Here is a 22056-nt window from a genome sequence, read left to right on the forward strand (position 1 = left end):
GTATCGACAGGATGGGATGAGGCCGGCGCTCGCGCGGGTCTCGTCCCGCGCTACTGCCCCGAGGGCGTGCGCAGCCCGTGCCAGGCGTCGCGCACCTGATGGTAGTGAACCTCGGGCAGGTAGTCCGGCGTATTCAGATTGAGGTTCTTGACGTCGAGCCGGCCGATCGCGCTGAGTAGCGTGTAGGAAGCGATGACGCGGTCGCGCTGGGCGCCGATCAGCCGCGCCTTGGCCTGGATCAGGTCGGCCTGCGAGTTGAGCACGTCGACCGTGGTGCGCTGGCCGCCTTGCGCCTCGCGCGACACGCCCTGCAGCGCGACGGTGGCGGCCTTCACCTCGGCCTCGGAGGCGCTGACGGCGACCTTGGCGCCTTCATTGGCGACCCAGGCGCTGACCACCGCGGTGCGCGCCTGGTTGCGGACCTGGTCGAGCACGAGGCGGCTCTGCGCCGCGAGCTCCTTGCTCTGGCGGGTCTGCGACGCCGCCGTGCCGCCGTCATAGATAGGCGCGGTGACGCTGCCGACGATCGAGGCCTGGTCGGTGCCGAAGGTGCCCAGCGTCTGATCCGAATCGCGGCTGCGGCTGACACCGCCCTGCAGGGTCACGCTCGGCAGCAGCGCGCCCTCGGCGACCTTGATCGAGGTCGAGGCCGCGTCGACGTCGAAGCTCGCCGCAGCCACGGCCGGATTTTCCTTGTTGCCGAGCGCAATCGCGTCCTCGCGGCTGCGCGGCAGCAGGCGATCGATCGGGTCGGCCGCGCGCAGCTGGCCTGGCGCCATGCCGATGACCTGGGCATAGGTCGCCTGGCTGATGGCGAGGTTGACCTCGGCGGCGTTGAGATCGGACAGGCCGCGCGACAGCCGCGCCTCGGCCTGCGAGGCGTCGGTCGGCGTGACGTCGCCGGCATTGAGGCGGCGCTGCGTGACGGAGAGCGTCTCGCGCAGGAAGGCGACGTTGGAGCGTTGTGCCTCGACCAGCGACTGGTTGGCGAGCACGTTGGTGTAGGCGGTGACGGCGTCGAGCAGCACGCCCTGGCCGACATTGCGCAGCGCCTCGCGGCCGGACTGCACCTGCAGCTCCGCCATGCGCACGCTGTTGGCGGTGCGGAAGCCGTTGAACAGCGTCTGCGTGACGGTCACGCCGATGGTCCAGGGCTTCAGCGTCGCGGTCTGGATCGTGTTGTTGGGGAGCAGGTTGCGCACGGCCTGCAGGCCGGCACCGAGGCTCGCGATCAGTTGCGGACGATAGCCGGCCAGCGCCTGCGGCACGTTCTCGTCGGTGGCGCGCTGGCGCGCGCGCTCGGCATTGAGCGCCGGATTGGTCTGATACGCCTTCGCGAGCGCGGCGGCGAGATCCTCGGCGCGCACAGGCGAGCAGACGACGAGGCTGGCCGCGAGGGTCAGGCCGAGGCCGATCCTTCGCGCACGCACCTCGCCGACGCCAAATTCCTTGGCTCGACCCACCATCCGACTCCGCCGCGTCCCACTGTCTTAGCCAGTTGTTTACCTGTTTAGGGCGGATGGCGGCCACACACAAACCGCGGATGTGGAATCCGGCAGGCTTTTCCATGGTTTGTTGTGGCGTGCTCGCCACAGACCGTTTGTCGCAGTGCTGCGACATGGCCGCGCGGATACGCGCTCGGTAGGCGGGTGAGGGGCACCCGTGGACATCAGAGGCAGATCGATTCGTTCAGCTGCGAGTGACCCGCAGCAATCTCACCGGTTCTTGTTCACCGGCTTGCGCTTCTCGATGAAGGCAGCCATGCCCTCGGCGCGGTCCTCCAGCGCGAAGGTGGCGTGAAACAGGTTGCGCTCGACGTTCATGCCTTCGGACAGCGGGGTCTCGAAGGCGCGGTTGACGGCCTCCTTGGCCATCGCCGCCGCCGGGCGCGACATCGCCGCGATCTTCTCGGCCGCAGCCATCACCTCGTCCATCAGCCTGTCGGCCGGCACGATGCGGCTGACGAGGCCGGAGCGTTCGGCCTCGGCCGCATCCATCATGCGGCCGGTGAGGCAGAGGTCCATCGCCTTGGCCTTGCCGATCGCGCGCGTCAGGCGCTGGGTGCCGCCGATGCCCGGAATGGTGCCGAGCGTGATCTCGGGCTGGCCGAATTTCGCGGTATCGGCGGCGATGATGAAGTCGCACATCATCGCGAGCTCGCAGCCGCCGCCGAGCGCGTAGCCCGCGACCGCGGCGATGGTCGGCTTGCGGCAGCGCGCGACGCGGTCGCCGCCGATCGCGGTGAAGTCGCTCGAGAACATGTCGATGAAGCCCTTGGGCTGCATCTCCTTGATGTCGGCGCCGGCGGCGAACGCTTTCTCGCTGCCGGTGATCACGATGCAGCCGATGGCGTCGTCGGCCTCGAGATCATCCACGGCGGCGGCGATCTCGCGGAAGACGCCGAACGACAGCGCGTTGAGCATCTTCGGCCGGTTCAGGGTGATGACACCGACCGCGCCTTTGCCTTCGACGATGATGTGCTCGTAGACGCTCATGATGCCAACCCCGCAAATCAAAACAGCGGGCAATGTGCCCGCTGGATCGATGCGCATCAAGTAGGTGCGACGCCGCGCGGCGCCTCAGATCATGAACATCCGCGCCGCCGAGCCCAGGGTGAGCAGGGTGCCGCAGGCGATGAAGATCTTGCCGATGATCGAGGCCTTGTCCCAGCCGGAGCTGTCGTCATTGCTGACCGTGACCATGTTCACGGTGACGTCCGAGGCCGCCGGCGCATCGCTCGGCGCGGCGTCGGTCGATTGCGCCGCAGGTGCGGCCTGAGCCTGGGCTTCGGCCGGCAGCGGCGCCGGGAAGCCGTCCTGCTTCGCCGCCGGAGCGCTCTCGGACCCCACCGGCAAGAACGGACTGTAGCTCTGCTGTTCGGCCGCGCGCGCGAATCCAGTGCCAACGAGGCCCAGAACGAACGCGGCGGCAATGATCAATGCTGAACGTCCACTGGCTTGGATCGTCATCGTCGGCCTTCTCCCCATCCCGCCAGCCCAAGCCGGAGTGAGACCCCGACAGATGTCGAGAACGGGGCAGAAAATGGGTATCTTCCTGCCGCTCACGGCAAAAGCTGGGCGCCGCCGCACTTTGCGACGCTGCCCATCAAACCTGATCATGCACCTCGCGATTCGGTGCTATGGAGCGGTTCCAAGACTTGCCCGGTGGCGTGCTCTCGGTGTGGCGTAACTCGGATGGTTCCGAGGCCAATGTCCTCATCACGAATTAGTGATGAGGATGGAGCGAGAGTAACAAACTGAGTGTTTCGGGCGAATTGCTGGGGGTGGAGCGGAGTTGCGCGAGCGTGACGACGAGTGGACGGGCTGGATGCGCCAAGCCGTCGCCGGTGACGACGAGGCCTATCATCGCCTGCTGAGGGCGATCACGCCGGTGCTGCGCGCGGCATCACGGCGCGGGCTGGCGCGCGCCGGCCAGCCCCCCGACCAGGCCGAGGACATCGTGCAGGAAATTCTGTTGGCGGTTCACCTGAAGCGGCACACCTGGGACGTCGACGCGCCGTTCGCGCCCTGGCTGTTCGCGATCGCGCGCAACAAGCTGATCGACATGCTGCGCCGGCGCGGCCGGCGGGTGTTCGTCGACATCGACGATTTCTCGGAGACGCTGGCCGACGCGCCGCCGGCGCCCACCGTCTCGGCCAGCGAGGTCGAGGCGCAGCTGAAGACCTTGCCGCAGCGCCAGCGCGACGTGCTGCAGTCGATCGCAGTCGAGGCCGCCTCGATCAAGCAGACCGCGGAGAAGTTTTCGATGAGCGAGGGCGCGGTGCGGGTGGCGCTGCACCGGGCGCTCGCAAGCCTCACGGCCAAGCTACGGGATACCTGACCATGGACACCGATCAGCTCATCCGCACCCTCGCGGCCGACAATGCGCAGCGCGCGCAGCCGGTCGGCATCGTGCTGGCGCTGGCCCTGATGGCGGCGACGCCGGTATCGACCGCGATGCTGCTCATCGGCCTCGGCGTCCGGCCGGACATCTGGCTCGCGGTGCGCAATCCATTCTTCGACCTGAAGTTCGTCGTCACCACGGCGCTGGCGATCCCGGCGCTGATCATCGGCCTGCATCTGTCGCGCCCCGAAGCCTCGCTGCAGGGCTGGAGCTGGCTGCTGATCGCGCCGATCGTCGTCCTCATCGGCGGCATGGCGGCGGAGATGATGCTGCCGCAGCGCACGCCGATGATGGCGCGGCTGGTCGGCCACAATTCGATGGTGTGCATGAGCGCCATTCCCGTGCTGTCGCTGCCGCTGCTGGCCGCCGCGCTGTTCGGCCTGCGCCATGGCGCGCCGTCGCGTCCGGCGATGACGGGCGCGATCGCCGGGCTGGTCTCGGCGGGGATCGCGGCGACGCTCTATGCCGCGCATTGCACCGACGACTCGCCGCTGTTCGTGGCGACCTGGTACACGGTGGCCGCGCTGATCGTGGCCGGGCTCGGCGCGCTCATCGGCGCAAGGGTCCTGCGCTACTGAGGGGGCTGCGCGACGAGCGAGGTCGCGACTACGCCTGCATCGGCGCCGCGGCGTCCTGCACGCGGTGGAAGCGCAACACCTGCTGCGCGGTGGACCGCCGGAGCCGCTCATAGGTCGCCTTGCAGGCATCGAGATCGGCCGGCGCGGTGGTGGCGAGCTCATCGCGCATCAGGATGATCGATTTCACCGTCGGCCAGGACAGCCCTGCGACCTTGGCAAGGATCATCACGCCCTCGGCACGGCTTTCGATCATGATGCTTTCGGCGACCGCGACCGGCACGTTGGCCATGGCCGCGACGGCGGCATTGGCCTCGTCGAACTTGCGCTGCTCGGTGAACTGCACGACGAGACGGTCGTCGAGCCGGCCCTCGGCATGCAGCGAGCGCACCAGCGCGTGCGCGATCTCGGTCTGGCTGGTCAGCGCCACCGCGCTCGATCGCGCCCGCCGGCCCGCCATGCGCACCGCCGAGGAGACCTCCTGCGCGAGCTTCGGATTTGCCGCCTCGAGCCGCGTGCGGACCGTGGCAGACGCCTTGGCGACCAGCTTCAGATAGAGGTGGCGCGGCAGATTGGGCCGCATGGCGAGGCACGCGGCGAGGTTTTCGTCCAGCGCGGCGCGATCGACCAGCGTGTCGAGGCTGGCCCCCGAGACGTCGGCGCCGGGATTGCTGACGGTGCTGTGAACGACCTCGTCGTTGCCGCGCCTGAGCAGGATGTCGGTGACGGCGTGGCTAAGCACGCGCCGGAGCGAGATCGCGAGCAGATGCGCCTGGCTCTTGGTCTCGGCTGTGCGGATCAGCGCGGCCTCATCGATCCGTTCCGACTTCGACAGCACGGGGCCTGCGACATCGATGGCGTCGTCATCGGCCAGCCGGTGCAGCGTCCGCGGCGGCGCCGACGCAAGCGGCGCAAGCCGGCGCGCGAGCAGGGCGCGGGCCGAGATCTCGATGTGGTCGATCAGGCATTCGAATACGTCGTCGAACAGCGCGACCTGCTCATCGGCGAAGTCCGTCGCGCCGTCGACGAACAGGTCCGTCACCTTGCGCAGGGTCTCGACCCGCCGGGCGACGGTGCCGTGCGCGAGCGTGTCCTCGAGCTCGTCGAGCAGGCTTTCGTTCGGGGTGGGTTTCGGGGGCATGCCGGGATGGCTCAGGCGCTGGTGACGCGATTGCGGCCCTGCGCCTTCGAGTCGTAGAGCGCCCGATCGGCCCGGGCGAGCAGCGAATCGGCGGTCTCGTCGCCGCGCGGGGCGGCCACGCCGGCCGAGAACGTGACCTGCAGGCCGGTCGAGAACGCACTCCAGTCGAGGCCGGCGATGATCTGGCGCAATCGTTCGGCGAGCCGCGCGGCGGCGTCCGCCGGCGCGCCCGGCAGCACCAGCAGGAATTCCTCGCCGCCGTAGCGGCCGAAGCGGTCGCTGCCGCGAATGTTGGCGAAGATCGTGATGGCGAAGGTGCGCAGCACGTCGTCGCCGGTCGGATGACCATGCGTATCGTTGATGCGCTTGAACCAATCGAGATCGATCAGCACGACCGAGCAGGGCTGGCCGCCCTGCCGCGCCTGCGCCATCTCCTCGTCCAGCACATCCATGATCGAGCGCCGGTTCAGCGCGCCGGTGAGCTCGTCGATCTCGGCCAGCTCCTCGATGCGGCGATAGGCTTCCTTGAGCTTCTGTCCGCGCTGGTACAGCGTCTCGCGCAGCGCGCTGGAGAAGATGCCGAGGAACATGCAGCCGGCGATGGTGAGGAGGAAGACCAGGAGCGTCGCGAGCCGTTCGAGGCCGCTGTCGTGCGGCATGCCGAGCGGCTTGTCGGTGAGCAGGAACAATCCCGCCAGGCCGATCGCGAGGAACGTCCAGCAGATCGCGCTCTGGCGCGGCGTCGCGCGCAGCGAGGCAAAGGCGACGACGATGTACAGCGTGCACAGGAACAGGATGCTGACTTCGGGCGCGATGTAGCAGAACGCGACCGTGATCATCATGCTGGCGAGCGATTGCGGCACCACGAGGTAGTGGTCGCGGAAACGGTCGTTGAAACCGCTCTCCGACAAAGCGGTCCACAGCGCGACGGTGAGAACGCCGATCGCGGCGTAGGCTGGCGCGATCGTGACCGGGACGGTGCCCGCCTTGGCGTAGATCAGCAGGATGACGGCGTCGATCAGGTAGCATCCTGCGACCAGCGCCAGCATCTGCCGGCGCCGCCCGGCACGACGCGCGCGCAGGTCGCTGGACGGAGACGGCTGCGCGTCCCCGGCCTCAGCGACATTCGGACTGGGAAAAGGCGGTGCCGTCGTGCCCATGTGCTCGCGATTCTTCGTCGTTGGCTCAAAATCTACGTGGGAAAGCATTTAACTTTGGTATCTATGGGCATGGACGAAGAGGCCGCCGGCGTCGTGCTGCGACGGGGAATCTACGGCTTTCAGGACGTGCAGTTGGCGGGAACGGGCGGAACATGGTAGGCGGGAACCCGCTGGTCGCGATCGACCTGGGCGCTGCAGCGAAATCTGCAAGTCTGTGCGCCAACTCACATTTCGGGACGTATCTTTCCGGTATTTTGAAGATTTTTGCGGTTGTGTTCGAACCGCGACGTCAATCCTCCAGACCAATCTTGCGAGACGGCCATTGAGCGTGACAGCAGCGGCGTCAGATGAAACCCTGATTGCCCGGATCGCTCAAGGCGACCGGCTCGCCATGCAAGTGCTGTACGGACGGCACCATGTCAGGGTGTACCGTTTCGGGCTCCGGCTCGTGCGGGACGAGCAGGTCGCGGAAGACCTCATCAGCGAGGTCTTTCTCGACGTGTGGCGTCAGGCCGGCAAGTTCGAGGGCCGTTCTGCCGTCTCCACCTGGCTTCTGGCGATCACGCGGTTCAAGGCCCTGTCGGCACTTCGGCGCCGGAAGGACGTTGAGCTGGAAGACGAGGCCGCGAACGCGATCGAGGATACGTCCGACGATCCGGAGGTCGCGGTCCAGAAGAAGAATACCGGCGAAGCATTGCGCAAGTGCCTGACGGCGCTTTCGCCTGATCACCGGGAGATCGTCGATCTCGTCTACTACCACGAGAAGTCCGTGGAGGAGGTGGCCGAGATCGTCGGAATTCCGGAAAACACCGTCAAGACGCGCCTGTTCTATGCGCGCAAGAAATTGGCCGAACTCCTGAAAGCGGCCGGCATTGAAAGAGGCTGGCCATGATGGCTTTGAGCAAGATGCTGGAGCAAGAGCCCGGAGAGATCGAACTCCTGCTGCCGTGGTACGCCGCCGGCACCCTGAACGCGCGCGACATGCGCCGGGTCGAGGAGGTGCTTGCCCACGATGCCGATCTCGCCAGGCAGTATGCGGAGATCCAGAAGGAATATGCCGAGACCATCGCGCTGAACGAAAGCCTCGGCGCGCCCTCGATGCGCGCGATGCAGAAGCTGTTCGCGGCGATCGAGGCGGATCCGGTGCAGAAGCCTGCCGCGCCGCGCGGCTTCAGCGCGCGGCTGATGGATTTCTTCGACAGCCTGTCGCCGCGGACCTTGGCGTGGACCGTCAGCCTCGGCGCGCTGCTGGTGCTGGCGCAGGCCGGCGTGATCGGCGCCGTGCTGATGCGCTCGCAGACCGCGACCTATCAGACCGCCTCGGTCGAGGACAAGAACGCAGCTCCCGAGCCCGCGAGCAAACCGATGGCCGCGCCGCCGCCGCCGCCGAGCGCTGCTGCGCCGGCCCCGGCGGAGCGGACGCCCGAGAGCATGACGCGTTCGCGGATGGCCGAAGCACCGGCCCCGGCCGCTCCGCTGATCCGCGGCCTTGGATCGCAGGTCGCCGGATCGACCGCGCCCTCCTATGCGCTGGTGCGGTTCGCGCCGGATGCGCGCATGGCCGACATCTCCGCGTTGCTCGACAGCTACCAGGCGTCGATCGTCGAGGGCGCCAGAGGCGGCCTGTTCAAGCTGCAGCTCGGCGATCGGCCGCTGTCGAAGGCCGAGGCCGACAGCCTGATCGGCCGTCTGGCGCGAGAGAAGATCGTCAGCCTCGCGGTGGCCGCGCAATAGGCCCGCGCCGTCCGAACGTCATTCGGAGGCTCCATGTCGTCCACTTCGCCGCTACAGTTCGCCAGATCGGTCGCGATACTGATTGTCGTCGCAATGCCTGCTTTCGCGGGTGGCGACCTCAGTGCCCATGCCCAGGCGATGATGCGTTCGCCCAACATCAACATCCCGAGCCGGGTGCCGAGCATCAACCCGGGCACCGCGATGCGTGTGTCGCCGCCGACCGGGATGGCCTTGCGCCCGACCTTGCCCAATGCGCGATTTGCACCGAACCTGCAGGCGTCCTGCAACCCGGCGGATCGCAGCGTGTCGGGTGAATGTCTCGACCGCCGGTCGGTGACGGGGGACGGGCAGGGCCGGCGGTCCCAAGGAAGATTGGACAAAGGCAGGTCCGCCAAGGTGACGCAGCGCGGCGAGCCGAAAGCTGCGGCCGTGGTCGACCCGCGGACCATCGCCAACGAGATCGTCGCCGAAATCGATGACGGTCTCTCGGTCGATCAGGCCGACGCGCTGGCGCGCCGCCATGGCCTGCAGCGCATCAGCTCGCAGCGCTTTCCGCTGATCGGCGCCACCATCGGTCTGTTCAGGATCACCGATCGCCGCTCGGTGCAAGCGGTCAGCCGTGCGCTCGCGGCAGATGCCAGGGTGCGTTCGGTGCAGCCGAACTACCGCTATACGCTGCAGCAGCAGAGTGCGCCGCCTGTCGAGGGCGATCCGGCGCAATACGCGCTGGCGAAGCTGCGGCTGCCGGAAGCGCACAGGCTGGCCGAGGGCGCCAACGTCACCATCGCCGTGATCGATTCCGGGGTCGATCTCAAGCACCCGGAATTCGCCGACGCGTCGTTCGACGCGTTCGACGCGCTCGGCGGCGACGAGGGACCGCATGCGCACGGCACGGGCATCGCCGGCGTGATCGTGTCGCACAAGCGGTTGATGGGCAGCGCGCCCTATGCACGCATCATCGCCATCCGCGCCTTCGGCATGGCCAAGAAAGGCGGCGGGCCGGAGAGCAGCTCCTATGTGATCCTGAAGGCGCTGGACTACGCGGCCCTGCACGGCGCGCAGATCGTCAACATGAGCTTCGCGGGCCCGAAGGACGCGGTGATCGAGCTCGCGATCGCGGCCGTCGCTTCCAAGGGCGTCGTGATGGTCGCCGCGGCCGGCAATGCCGGGGCCAAGTCGCCGCCGCTGTATCCTGCGGGCAATCCGAACGTCATCGCCGTCAGTGCGACCGATGACAGGGATCAGTTGCTGCCGGCGTCGAACCGCGGCAATTACATCGCGCTGGCCGCGCCCGGCGCCGAGATCTTCCTGCCGGCGCCGGACGGAAAATATCAGATCATCTCGGGCACCTCGTTTTCCGCGGCCTATGTCAGCGGGCTTGCGGCGCTGGTGCTGGAGCGCAATCCGGCGTTGAAGCCGGAAACGGTGCGGACCGTGCTGACCGGGACCGCGCGCGATCTCGGGACCCCCGGACGCGACGATCTGTTCGGGGCAGGGGAGGCGGATGCGTTGGCGGCGGTCCAGGCCGTGGTCTCGCCGCAGGATGCGCCTGCTGCTGCTGTGCCTTCCGCGGGGCTGCAAACGGAGCCCGCGGCGGCCCGCGAGTTGCGTCCGGCGCCGGCCGCGGTGACCGAGGCATCTCCAGCCGGCGACGCGCTTCGGCCGGCGCAGCAATGACGCCAACGTTTTCGTGAACGTTCCGAAATTCTCCCGCTCGCTTTGAACGTGCAGCGGGGCGGTCACGACAGAAAGCATGTGGGAGCGGTGATCCCCTCCCCAAGGCTATATACGGCGCGAGCGCCCATCCACCCCAAGCGCCCATATGGCTCGACCCGTCCGGTTGTCCCCCCGGACGGGTCTTCCATTTCTGGGCCAGGTCGAATCCCGGCGACATTGATATCCGACAGTGTTCGCCCGCCCGATGGGCACATCTTCGGGTTGTCAGGCGATGTCGTTGGCCGCGTTCGCGTGGCTGCACTAGGCCGGATTCCGAAAAAGCACGGAGAAAATTTCCGCACGACTACGGTTTGGCCGCCAAACAACATGGCATTAGCTAGACTTTGTTAACCTTTTCCACAAAATATTCACGTCACGTTGCGTTGATTCGTGCCGAGTGCGTCCGTCCCCTTATCTCACGGGCTCCCCCATGACACATCGACCGGACGTGACTTGCAGCCGCGAACTGGCTGCGCGCTGGTGCGCGCTTGCCGAAAGGCGCCTGGACCATCTGACCGAGCTGTTCCAGAGCGGCCGTTGGCGCCGCTACTACACCGAGCAGTCGCTCCTCGACGATATCCGGCACGCCAAGGCCGCGGTGCAGACCTGGCAGGCGCTATCCCGCGCCGAGCCCGAGCAGGTGAGCATCGTGCCGAGCCAGCGGCCGGCTGCGATGGTGGCTGCGCCACCCGCTCCCGTGCGCCCCGCCGAGCCGGAGCCGATCAAACTCCGTCTCCACGAGAATCACCCCATCGAGCGGCGCCCCATCGCGCTGCCGCCCTCGCTCGAAACCATCCTTGCGGAGTCCGAGATCATCGTCGAGCCCGAGATCGAGCTGGCCGCGGATGATCTGGAACCGGACGACGTCATCGAACCCGACTATGTGGCCGAAGATGCCATCGCGCCGGAGCCGGCCGTCGCGCCGCCCCGCATCGACATGTTCGCCCTGGAGCAGGCTTTGAGCATCGGCATTCAATCCGACGCCGAGTATGACGAGCCGGTGGTCGATCTCGATGCCATCGAGCGCCGCTATCCCGCGCTGGCGGTCGCGTTCTAGGCGCAGGGCGAGCTCCAGACCCACTCCGCATCGCAGCCAAGGGGGCCGCAAGCCGCCCTCAATCTGGTCACTTGATTTCAAGACCGAATGGTCCATATATCGGTGATGAGCCGCCAGACTCCGATGCAGTTGCCGCGTGGGCGCCCGCGAAGTTTCGACATGGACGCCGCTGTCGAGCGGGCAATGGGTGTGTTTTGGTCGCGTGGCTATCACGCGACGGCGCTGCCTGATCTTCTTCAGGCGACGAAGCTCTCGCGTGGCAGCCTCTACGCCGCGTTCGGTGACAAGCACTCGCTGTTCCTGCTCGCGCTTGACCGTTACATCGCCGATGCCCTGGCCCGGATGGATACCGAGCTCGACCCAAGCAGGGAGCCGGTCGACGGCCTGCGGGCCTATCTTGCCGGCTACGTCGACCGCACCTGCGGGGCCAAGGGTCGGCGCGGCTGCCTGCTGGTGGCGACAGCCATGGAGCTTGCTGGTCAGGACACCGAAGTTGGTCGGCGCATCGCGAGTTTCTTCAAGGCCATGGAGATCCGGGTGGCTGGTGCACTGTCCCGCGCGAAGATGGCGGGCAAACTGGCCGAGGGTGTCGAACCTTCGAGTGCCGCGCGAATTCTCGTCTGTTTCGTTGAGGGGCTGCGCGTGGTCGGAAAGACGGGGCCGGCGCCCATCACATCGCAAGCCACCGTTGACGCGCTTCTCGACCGCGTCATTCGATAGAGACCGTTGAGCGCCTTGTTGTTGAGCTGCCTATATCTGGACTGATCAGTCCATTAAATGGAGAATGCCATGACCATCGTCCAGATTCTCTGCTCGGTGGCCGTTCCCTTGCTGTGGGGTTATCAGTTCGTCGTCATCAAAGTGGGGGTGACGGAGTTTCCGCCGCTATTCTTTCTCGCGCTTCGATTTCTGGCCATCGCGCTGCTGCTCGTTCCGTTCGTCAAAAGGCCGACGCGTCAACAGCTCGGTCACATCGCAGTCATTTCCGTTTTCCTGGGCGGCCTGAACTTCGGGCTGTTCTATGTTGGTCTTGGGCTCGGCTCGGGAAGCATGTCTGCCGTCGCCTATCAACTCGCCACGCCCTTCACCGTCCTGTTGGCGTGGCCGCTGCTGGCGGAGAAGCCGTCCCTCTCCACATGCGCTGGAGTAGGGCTTGCATTCGCCGGCGTGGTCGTGCTGGCGGCCGAGCCGGGTCTGACGGCAAACGTGCTCCCGCTGCTGCTGGTGGTTGGCGCAGCCTTCGCATTCGCGGTGTCCAACGTCCTGACCAAGCGCTACGGCCCTTTTGAACCGCTGATGCTGATGGGATGGTCGTCGCTGCTCACCGTGCCGCAAGTCATGGTCATGTCGTCGTTCCTCGAATATGGCCAGGTGGCGAGCCTTGCCGCGGCGGATGAACGCGGATGGCTGGCGCTCGCCTACACGGTCTTCATCGGCGGAATTGTCGGGTTTGGCGTCTGGTTCTGGTTGATCGCCCGCTACTCCATGAGCCGCGTCGCACCGTTCAGCCTGCTGCTTCCGGTGTTCGCCTTGATCTCGAGCGTATTGTTCCTGGACGAAAGGATGACACCGAAGCTGATTGCGGGCGGGCTGCTGGCGATCACCGGCGTCGCGATCACACAAGTGAGGCCGAGCGCTCGGCCGATTTGAAGCGGCGGCTCAGCTTCGTCGCACCGCGTTGCCGCTGACCACGAGCTGCGCATAGCCTTGCGTCCCGTCGCGCGTCAGGTCCGATGTCACCGGCTTGATGTGATCGAGTCCGATCACCGCGCCGCGCGGGGTGCCGGAGATCATGTTGTTGCTGACGAGCGCCGTGCCCGCGCCCGGAACGACGGACACGCCGACGCCCGCGAGCGCATTGCGAATGACGTTGCCGGAGATCACGACGTCCCTGAGATAGCGGCCCCAGCCGGCGACGATACCGTAGGACGGGGCGTTCTCGACGACATTGCCCGTCACCGAGGAGTCCGCCTCGACATAGATCCCGATGCCGGCATCGTCGTCAGGTGCTGTGCCGATCGGCCGCTTCGGGATCAGATTGCGGATGATGTTGCCCTGGACCACCGCGATGCGGCCGCCTTCGTTGAAGTTGCAGACGGAGACGCCGAAGGCGGCACCATCCACCGTATTGCCTGAGATGACGGCGCCCTCGAATGCGAACTCCGAGTAGAGCGCGACCTCGCGCACGTCGCTGACGCTGTTGCCGACGATCTGGATGTTCGAGGCGGAGTTGCCGCGCACTGCCGAGTAGTCGCAGTTCCTGATGCGGTTGCCGCTGATGATGACGTTGCCGGCGCGAAAGGCGTTGATGGCGTTGCCGTACTGGCCCGAGCCGCCGGGGCCGGCCTTGATGTCCTCGATCCGATTGTCGAGCACCATCGTGCCGTCGTCGCCGATCGCGGTGCGCAGGATCTCGATGCCGTTGTCGCGGGTGCCGTTGATGGTGTTGCGCGACACGATCAGGCCGAGCGCGTCGAACGACACGATGGCGGTGACCGCGATGTCGGTGATCACGTTGCCGCTGACGTCGCCCGAGACCTGCTCGAGCCAGATGCCGCTGCCGCCGGAGCGGGTGATCTCGCAATCGGAGATACGGGCGTCGCGGCTAGCGGCGACATGGAGCAGGCCGCGGCGCTGGGGCAGGGCGATGCCGCCGCCGTCGAGCGACACGCCAGTGACGCCGATGCCGTCAGCGCCTTCTGCTGACAGCATCGACGGGCCGCCACCGGTGAAGACGAGCTTGGTGGCGCCGCGGACGCCGACCAAGTGGCTGCCCCTGGCGAGGCGCAGCATCGAGGTCCGGTAGGTGCCTGGCGGCAGCGCCAGCGGCGCCTGCGCGCGGGCGGCCTCGTCGATCGCACGCTGCAGCGCGCGAGTCTGGTCGTCGGGACTGTTGGGCTTGACGCCATACTGTGTGGCGTCGCGCCCGAGCGCGGAGATCAAGGGGGCGGCCTGTGCGGCATCCGCCGGCAGGGCCAATGCCCCGGCGGCGCCGGCAGCCGATCCAGCCAGAATGCGGCGGCGATTGACATCCATGGTCAGCGTCTCGCGCAAAAGATGATGTGCGGCCACGACTTAAGCTGAAAGTCTCAATGCTGATGCTGAGGATGAGCGCCTGCGCCCGGGATTGTTGGCGGTAGGGTTAAATCTTCACGTCAGATCGCCGCCGGTGGTGGGTCGCCCGGCGAACCGGTGAGCCTCTCCCGAGGGAACCAATGGGACTCGCGGACATTGTTCCCGCAATGGATCGGCGAGGAGAGGGTCATGCATCTGTCCAATGAGAGTCTACTGGTTATTCTGTTCGTCGGCATCGTCGCCGGGTGGCTCGCGGGCCGCGTCATGGAGGGCGGCGGTTTCGGCCTGATCGGCGACCTGGTCGTCGGTCTCGTCGGCGCATTCATCGGCAACTGGCTGTTGCCGCAGCTCGGAATCCATCTGGGCGTCGGACTGGTCGCCGCGATCATTAACGCCTTCATCGGCGCCGTGGTCCTGCTGCTCCTGCTGCGCCTGATCGGCGGGGGATTTGGCGGTCGGCGCCGTTGGAGCATCTGACACAGCGCTGACGGTCAGCGGTCATACCACTATCGACGTCAGCTCGTGCGACAGGTCGCCTGTCGCACGAGCTTGACCAGCTCCATCAGCATGGCTTCGCCGGCATCGACCAGCCCCTCCAGCGTGATGCGCGAACTGCCGTGCGGCAACGCCATGCCGGCACGCGGCAAGGGAGGAATGTGGATGAAGGCGGCGACCCGCGGCCCTTCGGCGGCCTTGGTCGCCTCGATCGCGCGCCAGCTCAGATAGTTGCAGAGATAGCTGCCGGCATCGCGCGAGGCCCGGGCATCGATGCCGGTGGCGCGCGCCGCGCGCAGCAGCCGCGCCATGTGCGGACCGAACGTCGCCGGATGTGCGCCCGGCGCGATCACGCCCTTGCGCGCGACGTGGCGATCGGCATCGGGGAAGGTCGTGGTGATCGCATTGCGCGCGCGGGTCTCGATGCGCAGGTATGATGTTCGCCCGGCGAGGCCGAACATCAGGAGCGCATGCGGGCGCCGCTCGGCGATCAGGGCGGGCAGCTCGCGATCCACGGTCGCATAGGTCACGTGAAAAATGTGGCTGCTGATGGCGACGTCATCCAGCGCCGGCCGCCGCAGCTCCGACAGCCGCTTCACCAGCGGCATGGTCGGATTGGACGGCGCGCCGGGAAACGGGCCGAATCCGGTGATCAGGATGCGCGGCCGCTCGCTCATGTCAGCATCTCCGCGAGCTGCTCGGCGGCGAGCGCCGGCGCGACGCGGCCCTCGGCGACGTCGGTCTCCAGCTTCTTCACTTTCGCGCGGACGGACGGATCGGTGCGCAGCCGCGCCATCAGCCGCTGCTCCAGCATGGTCCACATCCATTTCACCTGCTGGTCGCGGCGACGGGCGGCGAATTCTCCGGAGGCGATCATCGCCTTGCGATGGTCGAGGACCTTCTGCCACAGCTCGGCAATGCCCGTCCCGGCCATCGCCGAATAGGTCACGACCGGCGGATGCCAGTGCTCGGAGCGGGGGCTGAGCAGATGCAATGCGCCGCGATAGTCGGCGGCGGTGATGTTGGCGCGCTTGACGTTGTCGCCATCGGCCTTGTTGATCGCGATCATGTCGGCGAGCTCGACCAGGCCCTTCTTGATGCCCTGCAGCTCGTCGCCGCCGCCGGGCAGCATCAGGGCGAGGAAGAAATCGGTCATGTCGCAGACCGTGGTTTCGGACTGGCCGATGCCGACCGTCTCGACCAGGATCACGTCGAAGCCCGCGGCCTCGCACAGCAGCATCGCCTCGCGCGTCTTGGCGGCGACGCCGCCGAGCGTGCCCGACGATGGCGAGGGGCGGATGAAGGCGCGCTCGTGATGCGACAGCCGCGCCATCCGCGTCTTGTCGCCGAGGATCGAACCGCCGGTACGCGCCGAGGACGGATCGACCGCGAGCACCGCGACCTTGTGGCCCTGTCCGATCAGGAACATGCCGAGAGCATCGATCGTGGTGGACTTGCCGACGCCGGGCGAGCCGGTGATGCCGACCCGGATCGCGTGCCCCGTCTGTGGCAGCAGCGCCTGCACCAGTTCGCGCGCGGCGGCCTGATGGTCGGCGCGTCGGCTCTCGACCAAGGTGATCGCACGCGCCAGCGCCGCGCGGCTGCCGGCGCTGATATCGTCGGCCAAGGCCGTGGTATTTGGCGAAGGAGAACGAGAGGACATGCGCCCGTTATAGCGGATGCGAGCGGCCCGGCCAGCTAGTTCTCCTCCGCATCCCCCTTCGGCCTCGCGCCGCCGAAGATCGCCTGCCCCTCCGCGCTGAGATAGGGCTTCAGCGTTTCCCAGGGCACGAAGGCGACATAATCGCCCTCCGCGTAGGCGCCGACGGCGTAGGGCGGATAGTGGAAGGTGAGGCCCGAGCTCTTGCCGGCCAGCGTCGAGGGCGCGAGCGTGACGGCGCCAATGCCGAGCAGCTTCGGCTCGACGCTCTTCAACCACCACTCGTCAGTGTCTCCGGCGTCACGCGCCTTCTTCTCTGCCCGCAGCGAGGCGATGATCGCCTTGCTGATCGCGGTCATGGTCGGAGCGTTGTCGGCGGTCTCGTTGAAGAACGGGCGGATCGAGATGCGCTTGGCGGCGGCCTTGTCCCAGAGGATGGTGTCGACCGTCCGGTTGGGATGGGCGCCATGCGTGTCCATGTAGTCGTTGCGCAGCACGCTGACATAGCGATCGGCGACGATCGAACGCACCGAATAGTCGCGGCCATAGGTGTAAGGGCCGTCGCGGAACAGTTCCTTGTCCGCCTTGTAGTCCTTGGCGGCGTCCGCGGCCTGCTTGTCCATCCACTTGCGGCCTTCGGCGAGGCAATTCGCGGCGAGCGCCGGATCGGCCTTGATGTCGGCACTCAGCGTGACGCTGGCCTCGGCGGCCTTGGTCTTGATCGACGCATCGGGCTTGGCTTCGGCGGCGATCGCCGGCGAGAGGGTGAGCAGGCCGAACAGGGCGGCGACAAGCAGTTTGGTAGAATGCATGAGACTTGTGATCCGGGTTTGGTTGTCTGTGCGCGCACGTACCGCAAAGGTTCGATCGTGCCCAGATCGAACGCGCGGCGATTGACTACAGCGCGTCAATAGCTCGACGCTCTCAGGAATGGACGCAAGACAATGTCGAGATTCCGGGTTCAAGGCCTTTGGCCTTGCCCCGGAATGACGGTGGGGTGTGACGCAGTCGGACTACTCCGCCGCCTCGCTGTGGCCGAGGCGCGCATTGAGCTTGTGGATCAGCTCCTCCGCGGCGTCGGCGATCACGGTGCCCGGCGGGAAGATCGCCTCGGCGCCGGCCTTGTAGAGCGCGTCGTAATCCTGCGGCGGCACCACGCCGCCGACGATGATCATGATGTCCTCGCGGCCCTGCTTCTTGAGCGCGGCCTTCAACTCCGGCACTGCGGTGAGATGCGCGGCCGCCAGCGACGAGACGCCGAGAATGTGCACGTCGTTCTCGACCGCCTGCCGCGCCGCCTCGTCGGCGGTGGCGAACAGCGGCCCGATGTCGACGTCGAAGCCGATGTCGGCGAAGGCCGACGCGATCACCTTCTGGCCGCGGTCGTGGCCGTCCTGTCCGATCTTGGCGACCAGGATGCGTGGCCGGCGGCCCTCGGCCTCCTCGAACGCCTCGATCAGCGCCTGCAGCTTCTCGGCTTTGCCGGACATGGCGGCGATCTCCCGCTTGTAGACGCCGGTGATGGACTTGATCTCGGCGCGATGGCGGCCGAACACCTTTTCCATCGCGTCGGAGATCTCGCCGACGGTGGCCTTGGCGCGCGCCGCGTCGATCGCGAGCGCCAGCAGATTGCCGTTGCCGTCGCCGGCCGAGCGCGTGAGCGCCGACAGCGCCGCATCGACCTCGGCCTGCTTGCGCTCGGATCTCAGCCGGCTGAGCTTGTCGATCTGCAGCCGGCGGACGGTGGAATTGTCGACCTTGAGCACGTCGAGCGGCGGCTCGTCGGTCGGCTTGTACTTGTTGACGCCGATCACCGACTGGCGGCCGGTGTCGATGCGGGCTTGCGTCTTGGCCGAGGCCTCCTCGATGCGCAGCTTCGGCACGCCGGCCTCGATCGCCTTGGCCATGCCGCCGAGCTCCTCGATCTCCTGGATGTGGCCCCAGGCTTTTGCGGCGAGATCGCGGGTGAGGCGCTCGACGTAGTACGAGCCGCCCCAGGGATCGATGATGCGCGTGGTGCCGCTCTCCTGCTGCAGGAACAATTGCGTGTTGCGGGCGATGCGGGCGGAGAAGTCGGTCGGCAGCGCGAGCGCTTCGTCGAGCGCGTTGGTGTGCAACGACTGCGTATGGCCCTGGGTCGCCGCCATCGCCTCGACGGCGGTGCGCACGACGTTGTTGTAGACGTCTTGCGCGGTCAGCGACCAACCCGAGGTCTGGCTGTGGGTGCGCAGGGACAGCGAGCGCGGATCCTTCGGGTTGAACGGCTTCAGCAGCTTCGCCCACAACAGCCGCGCGGCGCGCAGCTTGGCGACCTCCATGAAGAAGTTCATGCCGATCGCCCAGAAGAACGACAGCCGTGGTGCGAAGCGGTCGACGTCGAGACCCGCGGCGATGCCGGCGCGCAGATATTCGACGCCGTCGGCGAGCGTGTAGGCGAGCTCGAGATCCTGCGTCGCGCCGGCCTCCTGCATGTGGTAGCCGGAGATCGAGATCGAGTTGAACTTCGGCATCTTCTGCGAGGTGAAGGCAAAGATGTCGGAGATGATCCGCATCGAGGGAGACGGCGGATAGATGTAGGTGTTGCGCACCATGAACTCTTTCAGAATGTCGTTCTGAATGGTGCCCGACAATTTCTCCGGCGGCACGCCTTGCTCCTCGGCGGCGACGACGAACAGCGCGAGGATCGGCAGCACGGCGCCGTTCATGGTCATCGACACGCTCATCTGGTCGAGCGGAATGCCGGCGAACAAGGTGCGCATGTCGTAGATCGAGTCGATCGCGACGCCGGCCATGCCGACATCGCCGCCGACGCGCGGATGGTCGGAATCATAGCCGCGATGGGTGGCGAGATCGAATGCGACCGACAGGCCCTTCTGGCCCGCGGCGAGGTTGCGGCGGTAGAACGCGTTGGAATCCTCCGCCGTGGAGAAGCCGGCATATTGCCGGACCGTCCAGGGCTGGTTGACATACATGGTCGGGTAGGGACCGCGCATAAACGGCGCGATGCCCGGCCAGGTGTCGAGGAAGTCGATGCCGGCGAGATCGGCCTCGCCATAGGCCGGCTTCACCGGAATGCCTTCGGGCGTGAGCCACGGCTCGGCGTTGCCTGCGGGAGCCGGCGTGGCCGTGGGCTCGAACGCGATCGCGGTGAAATCGGGAATGCGGCTCATGGCCTGGCGTCCTCGTCTCTCAATCATGGTCCGGATGCTGATGGCTGACGATGGTCGCCATCTTCTCCGGTCCATAGTTCTGTTGTGTCGTCTGGCTCGGCAGATTGGCGATCGCGACCACCCAGCCAAGTCGCGACTCCGAGCCATATTGTCGCGTCGGCACCACCCGGTCCGGCCGGTCGAAGCTGCCGGTCATGATCTCGATCCGCGGCCCATCAATACGCCCGAAGCCGAGCGGCGTGCCGCAGGCGGGACAGAAGAAGCGCTCGGCGATCGTGGATGAACGGAACGCGGCCGGCTGACCGCGCGTCCAGGCGAAGTGCTCGCGGTCGATCTCAGCGAACGAGGCGAACGGCGCGCCGGAGGCTTTCTGGCACATCCGGCAATGACAGATGCTGACCTTGTTCGGCGTGGTCTTGAACGCGAAGCGGACGGCACCGCATTGGCAGCCGCCGGTCAGGAGAGGCTTGGTGTCGTCGGTCATGCTCACTCCAGATGCGTATAGGCGTCTTCGAGCGTCTTCAGGGCATCGCCGCCGGCGGACACGAAGCTGCCGATTCCGGCCTCGCGCAGCGCGGCCTCCTGCTCGCCGCCGCGGCCTGCCAGATAGATATGTCGCGCGCCCGCGGCCTGAAGGGCCTTGGCCGCCGGAACCGCGGCCTCGGCATAGACCTTGTCGGACGAGCAGAGGCAGGCAATGGCGGCGCCGGAGGCGCGGAAGGCGGTAGCCAGCGCGGCCGGATCCGAAGCGCCCGCGCCATCGATCGCCGCGATGCCGCCGGCCTCGAAGAAGCTGCGGGCGAAAGTCGCGCGTGCGGTGAAATCGGCGGCGGTGCCGAGATTGGCGAGGAAGATCGAGGGGCGCTGTCCCTTGCTCTTCAACAGGGCGTCGGAGCGATCACGCAGCGTCTCGAACCCGTCTGCGAGACGGATGGGCGCGAGCGCCGTGAAGGTGAGCGCAGCCTTGGCTGTCGCCTGCGGAGCCAGCGGTGCAACCGCTTCGACCGCGACCTCGGCCTCGTTGAGATTTGGAAACTCGCTGGCGCCGGTCAGCACGTCGCGCCGCCTGGCGATGTTGGCGTTCCGCGCCGTCTTGACCGCGGCGACCTTGGACTGGATCAGCCCAGCCTGCAAGGCAGCCACGACGCCACCGGCCTTTTCGATCTCCTGGAACAGTGCCCAGGCGGTAACGCACAACTCGCTGGTCAGCGCCTCGATGCCGCCGGCGCCGGCGGAGGGATCGGCGACGCGGGCGAGATTGCTCTCCTCCAGCAGCACCAATTGCGTGTTGCGGGCGACACGGCGCGCGAATGCGTCGGGCAGGCCGAGTGCGGCCGTGTGCGGCAGCACCGTCACGGCGTTGGCGCCGCCCAATCCGGCCGCGAACGTCGCAATGGTTGCGCGCAGCATGTTCACGTAAGGGTCGCGCCGGGTGAGCATGCGCCACGCTGTCTCGCCCGAGATGAAGAGCGGCTTCGGTGCCAGCCCGCACGCTTCCTCGATGCGCGCCCACAGCCGCCGCAGGCTGCGGAATTTTGCCAGCGTGAGAAACTGATCGGTGTCGGCGGCGAGCCGGCCATAGATCATGCCGCGCGCGGTCTCGAGCGCGATGCCTTCGGCTTCGAGCGCCCGCAGATAGGTGACACCAGAGGCGAGCACGAAAGCGAGCTCCTGCGCCTCCGATCCGCCGGCGTCGTGCACGACCCGGCCGTCCGCGGCGAAGAACGGGCCTTTGAAGCCGGCCTCGTGCAGTTGCTTGACCAGCGCGCCCGAGTTGCCGCCGAGCATCGATGCGTCATGTGAGCTTGCGCCGCGACTGGCAGCATCCCCGATCGGATCGAGGCCGAATCGGATGTCGCAGCCAGCGGCCTCGACGCCACGCTGCTTGACGTAGTCGGCGAGAAGCGAGGCGGGCGAGACCGATTCACCGAGCTGCAATTCGATTGCAATCGCAGCATCGAGATGCACGCCGTCGAGCGCGCGCGCCACTGCGTCGGCGCTGGCGGCGAGGCCGAAGCCGTGTGCGGCATTCGACCCGGCGAACACCAGCGACAAGCCGGTCGCGCCGTTCTCGAGGTCGATCAGCGCCTGCGCATTGGCCTTGGCCGGATCGGGATGATCGACGCGCTGCATGACCTGCCATGGCGCCGATGCTGAGCGGCCTGCGACCGGCGCGACATGCTTGGCGCGCGGATAGATCGGCTGGATCTGGAGCCCGTCATAGGTCTTGCCGACCAGCTTCTCGAAAGCCGCGCCCTTCAGCACGCCATCGACCAGCTTGCGCCAGTCCGCCTCGCTGGCCGGAGCAAAATCGGCAGCCAGTCGCAGATCGTCGGTCTCGGTCGTCATGTCGGCACGCGTCTCCCGGGG

Annotated in this window: 21 protein-coding genes; 9 read left to right on the forward strand and 12 right to left on the reverse strand. The window is 67.1% G+C overall.

Annotated features, from left to right (window positions below):
• Positions 1–50: 50 nt before the first annotated feature.
• The 3 genes from QX051_RS21725 to QX051_RS21735 all read right to left on the reverse strand — a co-directional run bounded on the left by QX051_RS21725 (position 51) and on the right by QX051_RS21735 (position 2969).
• Positions 51–1466 carry a TolC family outer membrane protein gene (locus tag QX051_RS21725; protein ID WP_315739896.1) on the reverse strand — a complete coding sequence of 472 codons (1416 nt, stop codon included), beginning with the start codon at positions 1464–1466 and terminating at the stop codon, positions 51–53.
• A 249-nt stretch (positions 1467–1715) separates the two neighbouring features.
• Complete coding sequence (locus QX051_RS21730; RefSeq protein ID WP_315777533.1) at positions 1716–2495, reverse strand: enoyl-CoA hydratase; 780 nt, start codon at positions 2493–2495, stop codon at positions 1716–1718.
• A gap of 84 nt (positions 2496–2579) precedes the next feature.
• The gene (locus tag QX051_RS21735; protein ID WP_315739894.1) at positions 2580–2969 is read right to left on the reverse strand and encodes a hypothetical protein; all 390 of its coding nucleotides are present in this window, start codon (positions 2967–2969) and stop codon (positions 2580–2582) included.
• Positions 2970–3294: 325 nt separating this feature from the next.
• On the opposite strand from QX051_RS21735, the gene QX051_RS21740 reads away from it, so the two are divergent.
• Together QX051_RS21740 and QX051_RS21745 are read left to right on the forward strand one after the other, a co-directional pair.
• On the forward strand, positions 3295–3840 hold the full coding sequence (locus QX051_RS21740; RefSeq protein ID WP_315756517.1) for a sigma-70 family RNA polymerase sigma factor: 546 nt from the start codon (positions 3295–3297) through the stop codon (positions 3838–3840).
• Positions 3841–3842: 2 nt separating this feature from the next.
• Positions 3843–4481, forward strand: a complete 639-nt coding sequence (locus QX051_RS21745; protein ID WP_315777534.1) for a DUF1109 domain-containing protein — start codon at positions 3843–3845, stop codon at positions 4479–4481.
• Between the two features lie 28 nt (positions 4482–4509).
• Here QX051_RS21745 and QX051_RS21750 read toward each other — a convergent pair whose 3' ends face one another.
• Together QX051_RS21750 and QX051_RS21755 are read right to left on the reverse strand one after the other, a co-directional pair.
• Positions 4510–5619 carry a DUF2336 domain-containing protein gene (locus QX051_RS21750; protein ID WP_315777535.1) on the reverse strand — a complete coding sequence of 370 codons (1110 nt, stop codon included), beginning with the start codon at positions 5617–5619 and terminating at the stop codon, positions 4510–4512.
• 11 nt (positions 5620–5630) lie between these two features.
• The gene (locus QX051_RS21755) at positions 5631–6779 is read right to left on the reverse strand and encodes a GGDEF domain-containing protein (protein WP_315739890.1); all 1149 of its coding nucleotides are present in this window, start codon (positions 6777–6779) and stop codon (positions 5631–5633) included.
• Between the two features lie 322 nt (positions 6780–7101).
• Between QX051_RS21755 and QX051_RS21760 the strand changes: the two genes are divergently transcribed.
• The 6 genes from QX051_RS21760 to QX051_RS21785 all read left to right on the forward strand — a co-directional run bounded on the left by QX051_RS21760 (position 7102) and on the right by QX051_RS21785 (position 12936).
• Positions 7102–7671, forward strand: coding sequence for a sigma-70 family RNA polymerase sigma factor (locus QX051_RS21760; RefSeq protein ID WP_008961196.1), 570 nt, complete (start codon positions 7102–7104; stop codon positions 7669–7671).
• A complete protein-coding gene (locus QX051_RS21765) occupies positions 7668–8513 on the forward strand; it encodes a hypothetical protein (protein ID WP_315777536.1) in 846 nt (281 codons plus the stop codon). The genes QX051_RS21760 and QX051_RS21765 overlap by 4 nt, the downstream gene beginning before the upstream one ends.
• A gap of 93 nt (positions 8514–8606) precedes the next feature.
• Positions 8607–10190: a S8 family serine peptidase gene (locus QX051_RS21770; protein WP_315777537.1), complete on the forward strand. Its 1584-nt coding sequence runs from the start codon at positions 8607–8609 to the stop codon at positions 10188–10190.
• A 469-nt stretch (positions 10191–10659) separates the two neighbouring features.
• Positions 10660–11286 carry a TIGR03809 family protein gene (locus QX051_RS21775; RefSeq protein WP_315739887.1) on the forward strand — a complete coding sequence of 209 codons (627 nt, stop codon included), beginning with the start codon at positions 10660–10662 and terminating at the stop codon, positions 11284–11286.
• A gap of 123 nt (positions 11287–11409) precedes the next feature.
• A complete protein-coding gene (locus QX051_RS21780; protein ID WP_315777642.1) occupies positions 11410–12006 on the forward strand; it encodes a TetR/AcrR family transcriptional regulator in 597 nt (198 codons plus the stop codon).
• 69 nt (positions 12007–12075) lie between these two features.
• The gene (locus tag QX051_RS21785; RefSeq protein WP_315777538.1) at positions 12076–12936 is read left to right on the forward strand and encodes a DMT family transporter; all 861 of its coding nucleotides are present in this window, start codon (positions 12076–12078) and stop codon (positions 12934–12936) included.
• 9 nt (positions 12937–12945) lie between these two features.
• On the opposite strand, the gene QX051_RS21790 is transcribed toward QX051_RS21785, so the two are convergent.
• Positions 12946–14322, reverse strand: a complete 1377-nt coding sequence (locus tag QX051_RS21790; protein ID WP_315777539.1) for a TIGR03808 family TAT-translocated repetitive protein — start codon at positions 14320–14322, stop codon at positions 12946–12948.
• Between the two features lie 228 nt (positions 14323–14550).
• Between QX051_RS21790 and QX051_RS21795 the strand changes: the two genes are divergently transcribed.
• Positions 14551–14838 (forward strand): GlsB/YeaQ/YmgE family stress response membrane protein, encoded by a 288-nt coding sequence (locus QX051_RS21795; RefSeq protein WP_315739884.1) that lies wholly within the window; start codon positions 14551–14553, stop codon positions 14836–14838.
• A gap of 38 nt (positions 14839–14876) precedes the next feature.
• Here the strand turns inward: QX051_RS21795 and QX051_RS21800 are convergent, their stop codons facing one another.
• From QX051_RS21800 to QX051_RS21825, 6 genes are all read right to left on the reverse strand, one after another.
• Positions 14877–15533 (reverse strand): pyroglutamyl-peptidase I, encoded by a 657-nt coding sequence (locus QX051_RS21800; RefSeq protein ID WP_315777540.1) that lies wholly within the window; start codon positions 15531–15533, stop codon positions 14877–14879.
• Positions 15530–16519 carry a methylmalonyl Co-A mutase-associated GTPase MeaB gene (gene meaB / locus QX051_RS21805; protein WP_315777541.1) on the reverse strand — a complete coding sequence of 330 codons (990 nt, stop codon included), beginning with the start codon at positions 16517–16519 and terminating at the stop codon, positions 15530–15532. The genes QX051_RS21800 and meaB overlap by 4 nt, the downstream gene beginning before the upstream one ends.
• A 35-nt stretch (positions 16520–16554) precedes the next feature.
• Entirely contained in the window at positions 16555–17328 is a 774-nt protein-coding gene (locus QX051_RS21810; RefSeq protein ID WP_315777542.1) for an RsiV family protein, read from the reverse strand.
• A 201-nt stretch (positions 17329–17529) separates the two neighbouring features.
• On the reverse strand, positions 17530–19686 hold the full coding sequence (gene scpA / locus QX051_RS21815; protein ID WP_315777543.1) for a methylmalonyl-CoA mutase: 2157 nt from the start codon (positions 19684–19686) through the stop codon (positions 17530–17532).
• A gap of 19 nt (positions 19687–19705) precedes the next feature.
• Positions 19706–20170 carry a GFA family protein gene (locus tag QX051_RS21820; RefSeq protein ID WP_315716096.1) on the reverse strand — a complete coding sequence of 155 codons (465 nt, stop codon included), beginning with the start codon at positions 20168–20170 and terminating at the stop codon, positions 19706–19708.
• 2 nt (positions 20171–20172) lie between these two features.
• The gene (locus QX051_RS21825) at positions 20173–22035 is read right to left on the reverse strand and encodes a methylmalonyl-CoA mutase subunit beta (protein ID WP_315777544.1); all 1863 of its coding nucleotides are present in this window, start codon (positions 22033–22035) and stop codon (positions 20173–20175) included.
• Between the last annotated feature and the right edge of the window lie 21 nt (positions 22036–22056).

This window comes from Bradyrhizobium sp. SZCCHNR1053, assembly GCF_032381235.1.
Classification (GTDB): Bacteria; Pseudomonadota; Alphaproteobacteria; order Rhizobiales; family Xanthobacteraceae; genus Bradyrhizobium.

What these genes read in the sequence shown, in the direction of transcription:
- QX051_RS21785 (WP_315777538.1), top strand. Translation starts at nt 12,076, where the DNA reads ATGACCATCGTCCAGATTCTCTGCTCGGTGGCCGTTCCCTTGCTGTGG.
- QX051_RS21725 (WP_315739896.1), bottom strand. Translation starts at nt 1,466, where the DNA reads ATGGTGGGTCGAGCCAAGGAATTTGGCGTCGGCGAGGTGCGTGCGCGA.
- QX051_RS21790 (WP_315777539.1), bottom strand. Translation starts at nt 14,322, where the DNA reads ATGGATGTCAATCGCCGCCGCATTCTGGCTGGATCGGCTGCCGGCGCC.
- scpA (WP_315777543.1), bottom strand. Translation starts at nt 19,686, where the DNA reads ATGAGCCGCATTCCCGATTTCACCGCGATCGCGTTCGAGCCCACGGCC.
- QX051_RS21800 (WP_315777540.1), bottom strand. Translation starts at nt 15,533, where the DNA reads ATGAGCGAGCGGCCGCGCATCCTGATCACCGGATTCGGCCCGTTTCCC.
- QX051_RS21825 (WP_315777544.1), bottom strand. Translation starts at nt 22,035, where the DNA reads ATGACGACCGAGACCGACGATCTGCGACTGGCTGCCGATTTTGCTCCG.
- QX051_RS21735 (WP_315739894.1), bottom strand. Translation starts at nt 2,969, where the DNA reads ATGACGATCCAAGCCAGTGGACGTTCAGCATTGATCATTGCCGCCGCG.
- QX051_RS21775 (WP_315739887.1), top strand. Translation starts at nt 10,660, where the DNA reads ATGACACATCGACCGGACGTGACTTGCAGCCGCGAACTGGCTGCGCGC.
- QX051_RS21745 (WP_315777534.1), top strand. Translation starts at nt 3,843, where the DNA reads ATGGACACCGATCAGCTCATCCGCACCCTCGCGGCCGACAATGCGCAG.
- QX051_RS21820 (WP_315716096.1), bottom strand. Translation starts at nt 20,170, where the DNA reads ATGACCGACGACACCAAGCCTCTCCTGACCGGCGGCTGCCAATGCGGT.
- QX051_RS21730 (WP_315777533.1), bottom strand. Translation starts at nt 2,495, where the DNA reads ATGAGCGTCTACGAGCACATCATCGTCGAAGGCAAAGGCGCGGTCGGT.
- QX051_RS21750 (WP_315777535.1), bottom strand. Translation starts at nt 5,619, where the DNA reads ATGCCCCCGAAACCCACCCCGAACGAAAGCCTGCTCGACGAGCTCGAG.
- QX051_RS21770 (WP_315777537.1), top strand. Translation starts at nt 8,607, where the DNA reads ATGCCTGCTTTCGCGGGTGGCGACCTCAGTGCCCATGCCCAGGCGATG.
- meaB (WP_315777541.1), bottom strand. Translation starts at nt 16,519, where the DNA reads ATGTCCTCTCGTTCTCCTTCGCCAAATACCACGGCCTTGGCCGACGAT.
- QX051_RS21795 (WP_315739884.1), top strand. Translation starts at nt 14,551, where the DNA reads ATGCATCTGTCCAATGAGAGTCTACTGGTTATTCTGTTCGTCGGCATC.
- QX051_RS21810 (WP_315777542.1), bottom strand. Translation starts at nt 17,328, where the DNA reads ATGCATTCTACCAAACTGCTTGTCGCCGCCCTGTTCGGCCTGCTCACC.
- QX051_RS21780 (WP_315777642.1), top strand. Translation starts at nt 11,410, where the DNA reads ATGCAGTTGCCGCGTGGGCGCCCGCGAAGTTTCGACATGGACGCCGCT.
- QX051_RS21755 (WP_315739890.1), bottom strand. Translation starts at nt 6,779, where the DNA reads ATGGGCACGACGGCACCGCCTTTTCCCAGTCCGAATGTCGCTGAGGCC.
- QX051_RS21765 (WP_315777536.1), top strand. Translation starts at nt 7,668, where the DNA reads ATGATGGCTTTGAGCAAGATGCTGGAGCAAGAGCCCGGAGAGATCGAA.